The 14,635-nt window shown below is 67.8% G+C and carries 12 protein-coding genes; 7 read left to right on the top strand and 5 right to left on the bottom strand.

Annotated features, from left to right (window positions below; all coding sequences use genetic code 11):
- Positions 1-109: 109 nt before the first annotated feature.
- Complete coding sequence (locus VZL07_RS25715) at positions 110-880, top strand: M57 family metalloprotease (RefSeq protein ID WP_426750318.1); 771 nt, start codon at positions 110-112, stop codon at positions 878-880.
- A gap of 148 nt (positions 881-1,028) precedes the next feature.
- Here VZL07_RS25715 and VZL07_RS25710 read toward each other — a convergent pair whose 3' ends face one another.
- From VZL07_RS25710 to VZL07_RS25695, 4 genes are all read right to left on the bottom strand, one after another.
- Positions 1,029-1,721 (bottom strand): GNAT family N-acetyltransferase, encoded by a 693-nt coding sequence (locus tag VZL07_RS25710; RefSeq protein WP_426750316.1) that lies wholly within the window; start codon positions 1,719-1,721, stop codon positions 1,029-1,031.
- Positions 1,722-1,921: 200 nt separating this feature from the next.
- Complete coding sequence (locus tag VZL07_RS25705; protein ID WP_426750315.1) at positions 1,922-4,579, bottom strand: pentapeptide repeat-containing protein; 2,658 nt, start codon at positions 4,577-4,579, stop codon at positions 1,922-1,924.
- Positions 4,580-4,716: 137 nt separating this feature from the next.
- Entirely contained in the window at positions 4,717-5,595 is an 879-nt protein-coding gene (locus VZL07_RS25700) for a hypothetical protein (RefSeq protein WP_426757377.1), read from the bottom strand.
- Positions 5,596-6,759: 1,164 nt separating this feature from the next.
- Complete coding sequence (locus VZL07_RS25695; protein ID WP_426750314.1) at positions 6,760-7,194, bottom strand: hypothetical protein; 435 nt, start codon at positions 7,192-7,194, stop codon at positions 6,760-6,762.
- Between the two features lie 146 nt (positions 7,195-7,340).
- Between VZL07_RS25695 and VZL07_RS25690 the strand changes: the two genes are divergently transcribed.
- Both VZL07_RS25690 and VZL07_RS25685 read left to right on the top strand, forming a co-directional pair.
- Complete coding sequence (locus tag VZL07_RS25690) at positions 7,341-7,991, top strand: hypothetical protein (protein WP_426750313.1); 651 nt, start codon at positions 7,341-7,343, stop codon at positions 7,989-7,991.
- A 7-nt stretch (positions 7,992-7,998) separates the two neighbouring features.
- Entirely contained in the window at positions 7,999-9,249 is a 1,251-nt protein-coding gene (locus VZL07_RS25685) for a hypothetical protein (RefSeq protein ID WP_426750312.1), read from the top strand.
- Between the two features lie 4 nt (positions 9,250-9,253).
- On the opposite strand, the gene VZL07_RS25680 is transcribed toward VZL07_RS25685, so the two are convergent.
- On the bottom strand, positions 9,254-10,189 hold the full coding sequence (locus VZL07_RS25680; RefSeq protein WP_426750311.1) for a DMT family transporter: 936 nt from the start codon (positions 10,187-10,189) through the stop codon (positions 9,254-9,256).
- A gap of 70 nt (positions 10,190-10,259) precedes the next feature.
- Here VZL07_RS25680 and VZL07_RS25675 point away from each other — a divergent pair, with 70 nt between their 5' ends.
- The 4 genes from VZL07_RS25675 (at position 10,260) to VZL07_RS25660 (ending at position 14,545) form a co-directional block, all read left to right on the top strand.
- Entirely contained in the window at positions 10,260-11,045 is a 786-nt protein-coding gene (locus tag VZL07_RS25675; RefSeq protein WP_426750310.1) for a helix-turn-helix domain-containing protein, read from the top strand.
- 138 nt (positions 11,046-11,183) lie between these two features.
- A complete protein-coding gene (locus tag VZL07_RS25670) occupies positions 11,184-11,936 on the top strand; it encodes a hypothetical protein (RefSeq protein WP_426750309.1) in 753 nt (250 codons plus the stop codon).
- A 138-nt stretch (positions 11,937-12,074) separates the two neighbouring features.
- Positions 12,075-14,219 carry a S8 family serine peptidase gene (locus VZL07_RS25665; protein WP_426750307.1) on the top strand — a complete coding sequence of 715 codons (2,145 nt, stop codon included), beginning with the start codon at positions 12,075-12,077 and terminating at the stop codon, positions 14,217-14,219.
- A gap of 89 nt (positions 14,220-14,308) precedes the next feature.
- Entirely contained in the window at positions 14,309-14,545 is a 237-nt protein-coding gene (locus VZL07_RS25660; RefSeq protein ID WP_426750306.1) for a hypothetical protein, read from the top strand.
- Positions 14,546-14,635: the final 90 nt, after the last annotated feature.

Raw genomic sequence — 14,635 nt, 5'->3', positions numbered from 1 at the left:
CACAGCAGCAGGCGTTCCGCTCACCATCGAGCATTGCTGGCATGCACGCGACTGGTGGCAATGCAATCTTGATAGGCTCCCTCTTCCCCATACGAGAGGGAGACCCACCATGTCCAAGAGAGCGGCAGTCGTCGCTGTGAGCTGTGGCGCGTTGCTGGCTGGCTGCGGTAGCGGAGCTTCAGCCGAAACCGATGAGGTCGTCTCCCATCTGGTCGAGGCAGGGCTCCCTGCCGATGACATCCGGGTCGCCGATGGTGCCGTCTACTTGGGAGGGGACGCCCACGTCTCCCTCGATGCCTCCCGGGAGATGCTCAAACCTGGCGAGGGGCATCACGAGCTCCACAGGACGATCAACCTCGTCGGCCCCAATGTGACGAGAATCTGCGTCAATCCCACTGCCGTGTTCAACGCCTACAACCGGCTCAGCCAGGGACTCGACCTCGCGCTCGCCAACTACAATGCACTGGGACTCCGGCTTCACTTCGTCCGGGGACCGACCACGGGCTGCACCGCGACCATTACAGTGACGACCACGGCTGGTGCCGGCAGCTCCGCGGGCTATCCCTCGAACGGGCTTCCCTATGGACACATCTACGTCGGCACCGGATTGAGCAGCTACAGCCTGGATCGGGCTGAACACGCCATCACCCACGCGATTGGCCACACGATTGGGCTGCGCCACACGGACCATTTCGACCCGAGCATCAGCTGCGGCACCACCATCCCAGGCCCCGAAGGGTCGGGTGGCATCGGTTTCATTCCCATCCCCGGGATGCCTCCACCGAGCCCAGGTGGGTCCATCATGAACACCTGCATCCCACCGGATACCGACGGCGAGTTCACCCCATCCGACATCGCCGGCCTGAACTATCTCTATTGAGATTGAGCGCCGGTGCCATCGCCGCGCAGGTGACGCAGACCAGAGCGCCCATGGCGTCACTCGTGACGAGCCTGCGCCCAGGTGGACGACAGGTGTGACGCCCCCCCGCGCGCAGTCGAGGCGATTGCGCGTGCCATGGTGCGGTGGGTCAGGTGGGCTTCTGGCCCGAGGACGCCCCTCCCCCCTCGCCGGAGGGGGACTCGTCCACGTCGATGTCGAAGTGGTTCACCACCTTCCGCGCGCCCAGGCTTGCGTAGAGCGCGATGGCGGGCGCGTCGCCGTCGTCGGCCTGGACGAAGACGACCGAGGCGCCACGGGCCGCGGCGAGGGTCCGCAGCTGCTCCATCAACGCCCGCGCGATGCCCTTTCGTCGATACGCCTCCAGGACGGCCAGGTCATAGACATAGACCTCGCTGCGGCGCTGCTCCAGCTTGGGCAGCTCGTACGCCACCAGTCCGCCGACCACGCGGTCATCGACCCGCGCCACCAGGACCAGGGTCTCCTCACGGCCGAGCACGCTTCGCAGGTAGTCGTCCTCTGGCGCGTGTCCCAGGTAGGAGTCCGGGTCCGAAAATGCATCCGCGAAGACGGCATTCAGCTCCCGCATGAGTGCCAGGTCCGAGTCCGAGGCTCGCACCCGCTGGAGCCGATAACCGACTGCATCCATCGAATTCTCCTCGGCCCCATGCGAGGCCCTTCGTGCGCGCAGCCCCGCGGAGACCGTCTCCAGGCGCAAGCGGCCGTCCTCGAGCTCTACCACGGCGTGCCCCTCCGGCGCGCCCGGGAGGTTGACGTGGGAGGTGCCGCGATACCAGCGGGCGCGGCCTTCGACGACGCGCAATCCCTCGCCTGCGTGCCATGGGCCTGCTGATGGTTGCCCGCATCCAAGGGGTTCCCGACGACGCCAGCACCCTGGCTCGTGGCGCCACCATCGCGCCGCGGCCCGGTGATCCGGAGCTGTTGCTTCGCATCGAGCGAGCGAGAGGCCGGACTCCGCCGAAGAAGGCGACGTGAGGCGCCGGGCTCGCCGGCACCTGCGAGCTACGGCGTGAAGCCCTTGGGCCACCGGGTCTTCGCGTCGTGCTTCAGGTCCTTCACGTCCGAGGACATCCTGGCCCCGCGAAGGTCCGCGCCACGGAGGTCGATGTAGTGCATCTCGGCCTTCGAGAAGTCCACGTCGCGGAGGTCCGCGCCATCGAAGCTCGCGGCCGACAGCTTCGCCTCCTGGAAGGAGGCTCCGCGCAGGTCTGCTCGGCTGAAGACGGTCCGGAAGCACGAGGCTCGCGCGAAGTTGGCCTCCCGCAGGTCCGCGTGGCGGAAGATGGTGTCGAACACGTCCCCCTCCGAGAGGTCCACCCCACGGAGGCGAGCCTCGGTGAAGTCCAGCACCAGCAACTGATACCCGCTCAGGTCGAGCCCCTCCAGGTCAATGCCTTGCAGAGGCACGGGGAACGACTCCCCATGGACATCCATGTAGCGCTTGCGCCAGGAGTTCCAGCGCGCCTCGCTGTCCTTCACCTCGTTCCGGAGCATCGCAGTCGCTTCCGCCGTGGTGGGCAACAACAGCTCCATGAATTGGCGCTCGGAGAGCTGCGCGAACGTCGCCCCCTTCGCCTTCAACCCCGACACGACGGACGCCCCGCCCCCACCACCCAGGACCAGGTGCGTCACCGCCGCATCGGGCCTGGCCGCCACCGTCCCACCGAGCTCCTTCACCAACTGCTCACGGAACCTCGGCGTTGCCTCCTTGAAGCGACCTCCGAAGAGGAAGCGGGCGCCGGCGAGGCGCGCTTCGAACAAACCAGCGGGCTTGCCCGTCGCGGCGTTCTTCGCCTTCTTTCCCTTACCCCCGGAGAGGCTGGATTCGGCGTCCAGGAGGAACGGTGCGCCATTCCCAGCCTCCACCGCCTTCAGCGTCTCCACCACCACGCTGCCGTCCGGCCCCACGTAGGCCACGCGGTCACCGAGCCTCGCGATGGGCCGGTCCTCCTTCACCACCGCCGTGGGCGTGGCCTCCTCGTCATCGGGTTCGAGCCAGCGCGCCCGCGCCGGGTCAGAGACGTCCACGAGGAGCAGCCGCCCCAAGGAATCGGCGACCGCGACGCGTGCGTCGCCCGCGAAGATCAGCTGCCCCAGGACCGCGTCATGGCGCTGGAGCCGGCTCACCGTCTCGCCGCTGCGCGGGTCGACGAGCAGCAGTGCGCTCTCCGCATCGTCGCGGTCGCTGTCCGCCACGCTCACGGCCACCCAGCCACGAGGGGAGACCGCCAGGCCTTGCACGCTCGTGAGGTCGCCCAGGGCGATGTCGCGAATCAACTCGGGCGCCTTCCCCAGCCGCCACAGGTGCAGCGCCTCATCCGCGGTGGCCAGCCAGGCGTCCTTCGGCCCGAAGGCGCAACCTCGGACCCGATTCTCGTGCAGCAGGTTCGCACGCAGCCGTGCGCGCTTCAGGTCCCAGACCTGCGCGTGCTCCTGCGCGGGCGCGGCGAGGAGCGCCTCATCCCGGGAGAGGGCGAGCGGACCGGAGGCGTAGCTGGACAACTCGAACGCCTGGGACGTGCTCGCGCCGAGCAAGCGCTCGATGAAGATGGAATCATGGTCGAGCCGGACCAGCTCGCCCGACGACAGGCCCTTCACATCCGCGGGCGGGAACCTGGCTTCCGTCGCCGTCCGCGCTCCGGATTCGAGGTCCCACAAGACATACGCAAACGCCGCAGCGGCGACAACGGCGTTCGGCGTGAGGGCCAACCCCTGGATGGGCGACGGCGCGGCATCACCAGCACGTGGAGCCCCATCCTCGGCCGACCACACACTCAGCGCGCCCGACGTGGAACCCGAGGCGAGCCACCGGCCGTCCGGAGAGCGCACCGTGACAGCCCCCTGCATGTGCCGGTTGGGCACGTCGATGACCAGCCCCTCGCCACCCCGGGGGACATTCCACGAGCGAAGCTTGCCCTCGTTGCCCAGCGAGAACGCGCGCGTGCCGCTGGCGGAGAACCCCACCCAGCGACATCCCGCATCGCCGCCCATCTCGAACGAATGGGAGCCCACAGCGCGGTTCACTGGCTTCAGGCTCGGCGCCTCCCAGAGCTCCACCTTTCCCGTGCCATGACCGACGAGGAGCTGCTCGCCCGATGGGGAGAAGGCCAGTGCCAGGACGCGCGTGCTCTTCCGCCTGGCCCGTTCCCGGCCTGTTTGCACATCGAAGACCCGGACCATCCCCTTCGACGACCCGGTTGCCAGCAACGCGCCGTCCTCGCTGAAGGCGACGGCATGGAGGTCGCCCTCCTTCTCCTGGAGGGTATGCAGGACGGTATTACGCTTCACCTCACGGACGCGGGCCTCGCCCTTCTCGACCGTGACGAACATCGACCGGTCCGCGCTCACCCTGGACAGGTGAAGGTGCTGCTCTCCCTTCAGCGTCCAGACGGCTTTGCCCTTCGCGGAGATACGGCGGATGAGCCCCCACCCTCCCACGAGGACATCATCCCCCTGGAGCGCGTGAACCACCCGCACATGGCCCTCGAGCTCGCGCTGTTCGACAACCTTGCCGCTCTCCACATCGAAAGCCACCAGCAGGCTGTCTCCCCCAACGGAGGCCGTGGCCCACAGTCGCCGCGAGTCCGGGGTGAAATCGATTCCGATGAACTCGCCAGGGACGTTGAACGGAGCGGCGCCGAAGACGCGTCGAGAGGCCATGGCGCCGCTGAATACATGACCCACCACTTCGCGGATAGTGTGACGAGCCACACCTTGCGTATCCCCCGAGTGTCCTTTCACGGGAATGACGCATCGATGCGCGCTTTGAACGCGCTGCTGCCCGGGCGCCGCGAAGCTCAGCGCTTCTGACGGCGACGAGGTTTCCCCGCCGCACGACGCTTCGAGCCAGCATCGGATGGCTTGCGTCGGAAGCGCTGCGCGCGGGAAGCGTGCTCCGGGGATGGCGTCGGCTGAGGCTGCGATTGCGCCCGCTCGCGCCTCCCTCCGCCATCGCGCTGAGAGGTGCGCTTCGAGCGTTTTGAACCAACCGCTTGCATCGACTGACTGACCGCCTGGCTCGCGTCCTTCGCCACGCCTTCGGGCCCGAGCGTGCCCTTCACGGCCTCTCGCACGGGACCACCGGGCCCGAGCGCCTGGTTGGCAACGCCGCTCACCGTCCCGCCAGGTTCCAGAGCCCCCTTCGCCGCTCCGCCCACGTCCTGGAGCGTCTCGGACACTGCGCCGCCAGGCTTCAGGGTATCGTGGGCAGCCTCTCCCACCTCACCAATCGCATGCCCCACCGGACGGAGCAGGCTGGCGAGCAGTTCGGGGTTGCTGTCCAGTGTCTGGAGCGCCCGGTCCAGGATTTCATAGACACGCTGGAGCCGGACCTTGAGCAGTGCCTGGGCCTCCACGCCTTTGATGGTCAGCGCGACCTTCTCGATTCCCACGTCCGCGCCCACATCGAGGCGCACGAGGTTGGCCAGCTCGGCATGCAGTGAGACACGCGCATGCAGGTTTTCCACGTCGAGCGAAATCTCATCCACCTTCACCGTCGGGACGTCGAGCAGCACGTCGGGCACGATTTCGATGGGCCCCTCGTCGACTCCCGCCTGCGCGAGCGCATGCCGGGTTTCCTCGCGCGTGGCTCCGCCGTCCGGCCGCGCAGCCCTTTCCTCCGGCTTGTCATGCTCCGCCGTCTTGGCTGACTTCGCCCCGTGTGACCGCCATCCCATCTTCACGTTCGACCTCCTTCCTCGGTCAAGAGTGAGGAGCTGACAGCTGGCCCGGCACCCGTGGGGATGGAGGGCCTCGGCCCACTGGCCTCAGTCCCTCGCGCGGCGCTATCGGCAGGCCGCAAGGCCTCTCTCTCAGGCGACCAGGGACCCCACGTCCGTCGGCCATGCCCGGCCGTGCAGGAAGCGCGTCTCCAGATTGAGTGAGGGCTGTTGGCGCATGCCCCAGGGAGCCCTCATGCCGACTCGTCGACGACCGCCATCACGCCACCCGCGTTCTCAGTGCACGTCAGGCAGCGCCTCCGGGCGGCGCAAGCAGCGCGCTCCCACGAGCGAGCAGGACTCCGAGGCGAACGATGACGTGGCCATTGCCGCACGGGCGCGAGGGGACTCGCTCGTCGTGCACGAGCTCCAGGGGGTTCGTGTCCGCCCCTGGTCGTCTCCTGGTGTCGAGAGCACCCACACGTCGTACCGGACTGGAATACCGGCCCCCCTCACCCCAGGACATTACGGCGCCTTCGAGGCAGCCATGCATGTGGGGACACGGCTTCCAGAGGCTTCGGCGCGTCCACCGCCCGACAGGCCTCAGCCCCCGCGGAAGCGCTCCGGGCGAAGGTCACGTTGAGCCACCACGGGAGAAGAGGGCGGGGCACACCACGCCCCCTCCCTGCGGTCACCCACCCTTCCGGTCCACCCGCTCCAGCTTGCGCCGAATAGCCCCTTCCTGGGCCTTGGGTCTCAACGAGGCCAGCTGCTCGGCTGCCGCGTCCGCCGCCACCTGACGTACGGTTGCCAGGACTTCCTCGAGCCGCCCCGAGGCATCCAGGCGGTCGGCGATGTCGCGAGCCTTCCCCGCCGCGCGCGTAAAGGCGCGACGCTCTACCCCTGAAGCCGGCAACAGAGAAGCCGACAGGAAACCCAGGGCCAGGACGCCGAGTCCCGCTCCCACGGGATGTTGGCGCATCGCCTGCCCAGCCCATGACTGGGCGCCCACCGCGCGAGAGCGCGCATCGTCTCGCGAGGGGAACTTCTCCCGGAGACTCCCGGCAACCGCTCGGCCCTTGTCCCGGACCGTCCGCAACGGCGTCAGGCCACCTTGCTTCAGCGCTGGGGCATCGCCGTTCCGGCCCTCGTGGGCCGCCGTCTTGTTCGCACCGCGTCGCATCACTCGGTCCCCCCTTCCCCAGCACCAGCACCGCTGGCGCGAAACAACCGACCCGCGAGCATGCCTGCCCCCAGCAGCCCCGTGAGCAACCATCCCGGACGCTGCCGCACGAACTGTCCCGTGCGGTCCAGCAGTGCTTCGACGGATTGCTCGTCCAACCGCGAGGAGGCGCCGCGGAACATGCGCTCTCCGGTCTCCAGCATGCGTTGCGAGGCGGGGCTCGGTGCCCGCCGGGTGGCGCTGCCCAGCCCCTCCGCCATGTCCTCCAGCACCGACACGAGCAAGCCCCGTTGGAAATCCAGGCGCTCCATCACCCGGCCCCGGGCGTATCCCGTGACCTGTTCGAACTGCTTCTGCGCAGCCTCCATCCTGGGCGATATGCGCCGCGCCGGGCCGCTGGAGCGCCGTCTCCCGGTTGTCTTCGTCGAGGCCATGATGTGCGTCCTCCTGCCATCGAAGGTAGGCACCTTCGCGCCACATCCGTGCAACCGGACCGCGCATGGCGCGGCCGTCCGCACGCACGTCGCATGGGTGCCATGCCGCCACGACCATCGCCACGATGTTTCAACAGGAGGCGAACATGAAGCCAGATCAGGAGAGAACGCTTCACGAAGAGGTCGTGGCAACGGTGGACCGACTGGTGCGCAAGAACCCGGCGCTGGAGAAACAGCTCCAGCAGGCCCGCGGCTATGCCGTCTTCCCCTCGCTGGGCAGGGCATCGCTGGTCCTCGGCGGCGCGTATGGCCACGGCGAGGTCTTCGAGAAGGGCAAGCCCATTGGCTTCGCCACCCTGAGCCAACTGACCATCGGCGTCCAGGTGGGCGGGCAGACCTTCAGCGAGCTCATCTTCTTCAACGACCACGAGTCCATTGAAGCATTCAAGGGAGGGAAGGTGGCCTTCGCCGCCAATGCCTCCGCCGTGCTCGTGAAGGCGGCGGCCTCCGGAACCATCAACTATGCGAAGTGCGTTGCCCACGCCTACTCGCGTGGCGGCATGCTGCTCGAGGCCTCACTGGGCGGACAGAAGTTCACGTTCATTCCACGCTCGTCGGAAGCACCCCAGCGCGGGAACGGCGCCACGGCGGAGCGCTTCCGCGGGGAGGAGGACCATGCGCCGGGACAGTGGCTCGAGGCGACGCAGCACCCGACCGCCCTCACCACGGGGCTGACGACGGCCGCCGTGCTGCTCACCCGGCTCCTCAAGGCGCAGGCCAGTGCCCGTCAGGAGTGACCCGCCGATGCGCGCCCAATTGGCGAGGCAAGGCAGGCGTGTGCTGAAACTCGCGCGCAAGGAACTGGAGGTCCACCACAAACTCCACGGTGACGCACGGGCGGCACTGCACCGGCTGGAGGTCCGCTCGCCCGAGCTGGCCCGGGCGAGGGCTCGGGCCTACGCCTATGCCGTCTTCCCCTCGCTGGGTCAGGCAGGCCTCGCGCTCGGAGGCACCTGGGGGATGGGCGAGGTCTTCGAGCACGAGCGGCTGGTCGGATACGCGGCCCTGGTACAACTGACCGTGGGGGCACAACTGGGCGGACAAACCTCTACGGAGGTCGTCCTCTTCGAGAACCGGGAGGCCTTCCAACGCTTCAAGCACGGCGGGACCAGGCTGGCACTCAACGCGGCTGTGACCCTGGTCAAGGCAGGTGCAGCGAAGGCGCGGGGTCCGGCTGGCAGCGCGAAGGTCGCGCTGGCCACGGACGGCGGCCTGTGGGCGGGCGCCGCGCTCGGCGCACAGCGCACCTTCGTCTTGCCGGCCGTCCTCACCCGTAGCAGTGCTTTGCGCCGGGTTCTCGAATCCATACCTTCCTCGACACGAGGAACGTCGGACCCCAACGAGGACGGAACGAGGGAGAGCGCGATGGCCAAGGCACAGACGAAGAAATCCGGAGGAAAAGGGCTGGGCAGGCTCACCGCGGCATGGAAGCGCCGGAAGGCCCGGGCCGAAGAGAAGACAGGTCCCCAGAAGGTCGCCGAGCACACACGCGAGGCCATGCAGAAGGTCGGTGCCCGAGGGCGAGAAACCCTGGAGCATCTGCGCGACCGCATCCCTGCTGGAGACAACGTCCGTGAGCGAGCAGGCAAGGCACGCACCTGGGCCGCCGACCAGCTGGGTGAACACGCGGTGGCCATCGGCTTGACGACGCTGGCCGCGGGCGTCGCGGGAGCGGCGCTGCTCCCCGTTTCGGACCGGGAGCGCCGCGCGTTGACCTCCGTTTCCCACAAGGTCCAGGGGCTCACCCGGACCATCGGGGCCGCCCCCCAGCTCGCGCGAGTGGCCCGGTCCGTGAACGACGCGGTGGCACGCGTCCGACGTGGCAATGGCGCTGCCACGGAGGAGAAGGAGGAGAAGGAGGAGAAGCGCCCCGCCCCTCGTCCCAAGAAGGCCGCGGCGACGCGTGGAAAGAAAGCCGCGGGCAGACCCGCGGCGGCCGCCAAGACGTCACGCCAGCGTCGCAAGGGCGGCCCTCGGCCCCAGGCCGGCAAGTGAGGACTCAGGTCGTCCCCGACTTCAGTCGCGGCTGGGCGCGCAGCAGGCCCGAGCCGCTGACGATGAGAATGCCGGTGAGCACCAGCACCGCGCCCACGGCGAAGAAGAGGTCCGTCTGCTCGTGCAGCACGACGACGCCCGCGGTGACACCGAACAGGGGCGTCATGAAGGAGAAGACGGACAGGTTGGAGGCGAGATAGCGGCGAAGGAGCCAGAACCAGGCGAGATAGCTGGCGAAGCAGACGATGACGCCCTGGAAGAGCAAGCTTGCCCACGCAATGGGGGCCATCGATATCGGGCCGGCCTGTCCGGTGAGCAGGGCCACCGGCAGGAGGAGCGCGGCGCCGGCCACCAACTGGTAAAGGAGCGTCTGGGTGGGCGGAGCGTCCGACAGCGACGAGACGCGGATGGCCACGGTGGTGGCGCCCCAGGCCAGGCCGCCCAGCAGCCCCAGCGCGTCACCCCAGAGGACTCCCGGGCTGATGCCGCCTTGGAGCCAGCCGCCCCCAAAGGCCAGCGCGATGCCCGCGAACGCCACGGCGATGCCCAGCCACTGCGTGCGCCGCAGCCGCTCGGAAGGTACCAGCCAGTGCAGGCCCAGGGCGGCGAAGACGGGAGCGGTGTAGAGGAAGACGCCGATGTGCGAGGCGTGCGTGTGGCGCAGCCCCTCCCCGACGAAGAGGAACTCCAGGGCGAAGAGCACGCCCACGAGAAGGCCAGGCCGCCAGGGGCCATGGCGCAAAAGCCCCCGCTCGCCGCGCAGCCAGCACATCAGCCCCACGAGCAGGGCGCCGATTCCTGAGCGGACCGCCATCTGCATCATGGAGGGGATGTGAGGAGCGGCCAGTTTGACGGCCACCTGCTGCATGCCCCAGATGCCGCACAGCACGACCATGGTCGCGAGCGCGAAGCCATCCGCGGGTTTCCGGTGAGAGCTCATACGGCCATCCTGCGGCTGGCGGGCCTGCTTGATATAGCGAGATTCCGACAACCCATCCCGAGAAGACGCCATGGCGAAGGAGCTCCAGGTTCCTTTCACCACAAAGCTTCCACACCCCGTGTATTTCCGGACGGCGAGCCTGCCTGCCGCGGCGACGTATCCCCAACATCGCCACCCCTGGGGCGAGTTCGTCTATGCGTTCAGCGGGGTGATGGAGCTCAAGCTGGCCGGCAGTCATTACCTGGCGCCGCCGCAGTACGGCATCTGGCTGCCGCCCGACGTGGAGCATCGGGGCATGAACCGCTTCGAGGCGAGCCACTGCTCGCTGTACCTCGCGCCCGAGTGGTGCCGGGGCTTGCCCAGGTCCACGTGCGCCCTGGCGGTGAGCCCGCTGATGAAGTCGCTGCTGGAGCACCTGCGCACCCATGAGGTGGCCCAGCCGCGCACGAGCGCCGAGCGCCGGCTGTTCCGCGTCCTCATCGACCAGCTGACGCAGGCCCCCGCCCACGGCAGCTACCTGCCCATGTCCGACGACCCGCTGCTGAGGCCCGTGCTCACGGCACTGGAGAAGCACCCGGAGGACGAGCGCACCCTGGCGGATTGGGCACAAGCCCTGCACACCACCGAGCGCACGCTGGAGCGCCGCTGCCAGCAGCACCTGGGGCTGTCGTTCGGTGAGTGGCGCCAGCGGCTGCGCGTGGTCAAGGCACTCGCGAGGCTGGAGCAGGGGCACTCGGTGGAAGCCATCGCGCTCGACCTGGGCTACAGCAGCGCCTCCGCTTTCATCGCGATGTTCCGGCGGATGACGGGCACCACGCCGGACAAGGTTCGCGGCCGTGGCTTCGTGGCGTCGTGAGACGGCCTGCCAATCTGTCCTGCGCGCCGCCGCCCGGCGCGACACGCTGGCTCACGGTGATGACTCTCCCATTCGAATGACGCGGCGCCCGACGCTGGAGCGAGCCTTGGCCCAATCCATGCTGTCGCGGGAGCCCCCATGCAACTCTTCATATCCTCGGCCCTGGTGGGGGCCTTCACTGGAAGCGGCGTAGGCGCAGCCATCGGCTATGAGCGGGCGGGCATCTTGGGCGCCTTGGCGGGCGCGGCCGCGGGATTCGGCATTGGACTGGTCTCGTTCCCGCTCATGGTCGGTGGGCTGTTCTGGGCCGCCTTCGCGAAGGAACGCTGGTCCCGGAGGAAGAAGCTACGTCCTCACCTCGGACGCTACTGGACTCGGGACCGAACCCAGGCATGGAGGGACCTGAAGGAACGGCTGTCCGCCGGGACGACGGTTCAAGGCACCGTCGTCCTGCATGACTCGGTCGATTGTTTTCTCGACATCGGTGCCGGATTCCCCGCGCGAATCGATTCCTGGGACTACGTCCCCGACAATCCCAGCCATCCCCCGCTCCACAGCCGAGTGGAAGCCACAGTGAGCTCGTTCGACGATGGGGACCGGCAGGTGGTCCTGACACGCACGGAGAAAGCCTGGCTCATCTGGGATGACGTCATCGTTGGCTACCTTCTGCAAGCAGTGCCCCCGCCTCCGCCTGAAGAGTCGTATCCCCACACCATCTTGTGTGTGGCGGTGACCAACCAGACCCACGCACGCTTCAGGCGAACGCTGGCGCGGGAGGGACGTACCAACTGCCAGCTCCTTCATCCGGGCGATCAGGCCCGTCAGGTGTGCATCGAGGGGACAAAGGACCCGCTCGTGCTCATCGTTCAGGGACCTGCCACACCCCGCTGACGCCGCGCATGACCTCGCGCCCCAAATGCAACCCCATCAACGCATGCAATCTAAACAACAATTGCCACATCATTCATTGACGCACTTCACATAACCCTGTCGTGGTTTGGCCTCCCATCCATCGCATTCGGAGGCCGCGTGAAGAATTCCGTCCGAGCAGGACTGTTCCCCGTCCTGTTGACGTCCTTGTTGCTCAACGCTTGTGGTGCCGAGCCCGTCGACGACACCCCGCCCCACGCGCCAGCTGCGTCCCTGTCAGCGACCGACGTCCCGAAGGCATCCTCCGCGCCGCGGAAGAACCCTCGTCGCTTCGTCCCCTTTCAAGCGATTGTGAAGCTCAAGGACTCCTCCCAGAGCCTCGCGGCGGGCACGATTCCCTCGGTACGCGGCTTCAAATCCCAGCGCGTCCAAGCTCTGTCCAGCGGTGCCGACGTGGTGTCCCTGGAGCCCGAGCAGGCCAAGGCTGCGGCCTCCATTGCCGAAGAAGAGGCCCTCACCCTGGAGGCCATCGCGGAGCTTCGCAAGAGCCCGGACGTCGAGTACGCGCATGAGAACCTCTACATGGCGTTCTTTGCCACGCCGACGGACCCGATGTACTCACACCAGTGGAACTATCCGAGCATCAACCTGCCCACGGCCTGGAACACCGTCACGGGCAACGTGAAGATTGCCGTGCTGGACAGTGGCCGGCTGGACCATCCGGACCTCAGCGGCGTCTGGACCACGGGCTATGACTTCGGACAGGGGGATTCGAACCCCTACGACACCGGCGCCTGGCACCATGGCTTGCACGTGGCAGGCATCCTGGCGGCGCGCACGAACAATGGCATTGGGGGCGCCGGCGTCTGCTGGGGCTGCCAGCTCATGCCTGTCAAGGTCTCCGACGCCTCCGACGACATCACCATGTCGGCCGTGGATGAAGCCATCCGGTACGCCGCGGACAATGGCGCGCGCGTCATCAACATGAGCTTTGGCACGGCCTTCGACCCCCTCTTTCCCTCTTGGACGTATCCCTGCTCGAGCTATCCGGACATCCAGAGCGCGGTGAACTATGCCATTGGCAAGGGCGTGGTGGTGGTCGCCGCCGCAGGCAATGATGGCGCGGTGGGATTCCAGGCGGCCCATGTGACACCTGCGTCCTGCACCGGCGTCATCGCCGTGGGCGCCAGCACGCAGACAGGCGCGCGCGCGAGCTGGAGCACGGGGGGCTCCCGCGTTGACGTGATTGCGCCGGGTGGCACGGCCAGCTCCAGCTTGTATGGCCAGGGCTTCGGCTGCCCCGAGGACCCGAATCCGGACGACCCCTACTCCGGCACGGACCAGGTCTTCTCCACCTGGGCCATCAGCAAGCCCGGCGGCTCGCTCCTTCCTGGCGACTATTGCTATCGCTACCTGAGTGGCACGTCCATGGCGGCGCCCCATGTCGCGGGCCTCGCCGCGCTCATCCTCTCCCAGAAGCCCTCCCTGACGCCGGCGCAGGTCACCGCGCGGATCAAGAGCACCGCGACGGCCGTGGCGGGCTGCGGCAGCAACTGCGGCACGGGCCGCATCAATGCCGCGGCGGCCGTCTACACCAACCTTCCGGCTCGCCCCGCGAAGGGCCCCTGGTACAACCCGGCGCGCAGCGGCAATGGCCTGGACATCCACCATCTCGCCGTCGATCAAATCTTCATCACCTGGTACACGTACACGGCCGCTGGCGTTCCCACCTGGTACCAGAGCTACCTCTTCGCGGAGCCTGGCGAGTGGCGCGGTGACCTGTTGAAGGCCTCGTGGAATGGCTCCACCGCGACGCTGTCGACGGTGGGCACCACGCGCCTCGCCTATGTCAGCGGCCAGTGGCGCTTCTATTGGACGATGGGCTCACTGTCGGGCAACGAGCCCATCCAGCCGCTGAGCTATGGCAGTGGCAGCTCGGTGATGAACCTGAATGGCGCCTGGCACAACGCCGCTCAGCCTGGCTGGGGCATCAGCTTCAACACACAGGGAAATACCCACGTCGCGAACGTCACCGCCTACCAGGGCAGCAATCCCGTCTGGCTCCAGGGCGTGGTGACCAGCACCTCCACGTCGCTCTCGTTTGCGATGAACTACATCACAGGCACCAATCTCTGCCCGGGTTGCACTGGCACACCGTCGACATCGGCCACGAGCGCGGGCACCGTCACCGTGAGTGGCTCGGCGGGTGTGCCAGGAAGCATGACGGCGACCACGGCGCTGAGCTTTCCCGGAGGGACCTGGAACCGTCCCCCCTTCACGCTCAGCCGTTTGACGGGGCCGTAGGCGTCGCTGTTCGCGGCATGCACCAGGGCGTCGGGGTAAGGTTTGCACTCCCCGAGGGCGAGGCTCGCCCTCACGACACGGAGGTCATCATGCGTCGCTTTGCCGTGCTGGTAGCGCTCCTGGGGTTGTCCGCATGTGGTGGTGGCGTCGATGCCGCGCAGCAGGAAGAGGCCCTGCTCGAATCGGAGCAGGGTGCGCTGTGCACCGGCAATGCTTGGGAATGCTTCTGTGCCAGGTACAAGACCCAGACGACGTGCAATCAGGCCACCACTGGCAACTGGCATTGTGTCTGGCAATCGAACCGCTGCCTGCCCACCTACGAATAACGCCGCGGGTCCCACCTCATCCGAGCGCCCTTTCGTTGCGCGGTGAGGGGTATTCCGCTCGGCGCGCGTTCCCCTGAGGGACGCGCTGAG

Origin of the sequence: Pseudomyxococcus flavus (assembly GCF_050038885.1) — a bacterium.
Taxonomy (GTDB): Bacteria; Myxococcota; Myxococcia; order Myxococcales; family Myxococcaceae; genus Myxococcus; species Myxococcus flavus.
This window is presented reverse-complemented; position numbering and strand designations above follow the sequence as displayed.

Excerpts from the sequence above, each read along its gene's own strand:
- VZL07_RS25695 (WP_426750314.1), bottom strand. The coding sequence starts at position 7,194 with ATGGCCTCGACGAAGACAACCGGGAGACGGCGCTCCAGCGGCCCGGCG.
- VZL07_RS25675 (WP_426750310.1), top strand. The coding sequence starts at position 10,260 with ATGGCGAAGGAGCTCCAGGTTCCTTTCACCACAAAGCTTCCACACCCC.
- VZL07_RS25685 (WP_426750312.1), top strand. The coding sequence starts at position 7,999 with ATGCGCGCCCAATTGGCGAGGCAAGGCAGGCGTGTGCTGAAACTCGCG.
- VZL07_RS25670 (WP_426750309.1), top strand. The coding sequence starts at position 11,184 with ATGCAACTCTTCATATCCTCGGCCCTGGTGGGGGCCTTCACTGGAAGC.
- VZL07_RS25715 (WP_426750318.1), top strand. The coding sequence starts at position 110 with ATGTCCAAGAGAGCGGCAGTCGTCGCTGTGAGCTGTGGCGCGTTGCTG.
- VZL07_RS25660 (WP_426750306.1), top strand. The coding sequence starts at position 14,309 with ATGCGTCGCTTTGCCGTGCTGGTAGCGCTCCTGGGGTTGTCCGCATGT.
- VZL07_RS25690 (WP_426750313.1), top strand. The coding sequence starts at position 7,341 with ATGAAGCCAGATCAGGAGAGAACGCTTCACGAAGAGGTCGTGGCAACG.
- VZL07_RS25705 (WP_426750315.1), bottom strand. The coding sequence starts at position 4,579 with ATGGCCTCTCGACGCGTCTTCGGCGCCGCTCCGTTCAACGTCCCTGGC.
- VZL07_RS25680 (WP_426750311.1), bottom strand. The coding sequence starts at position 10,189 with ATGAGCTCTCACCGGAAACCCGCGGATGGCTTCGCGCTCGCGACCATG.
- VZL07_RS25700 (WP_426757377.1), bottom strand. The coding sequence starts at position 5,595 with ATGGGATGGCGGTCACACGGGGCGAAGTCAGCCAAGACGGCGGAGCAT.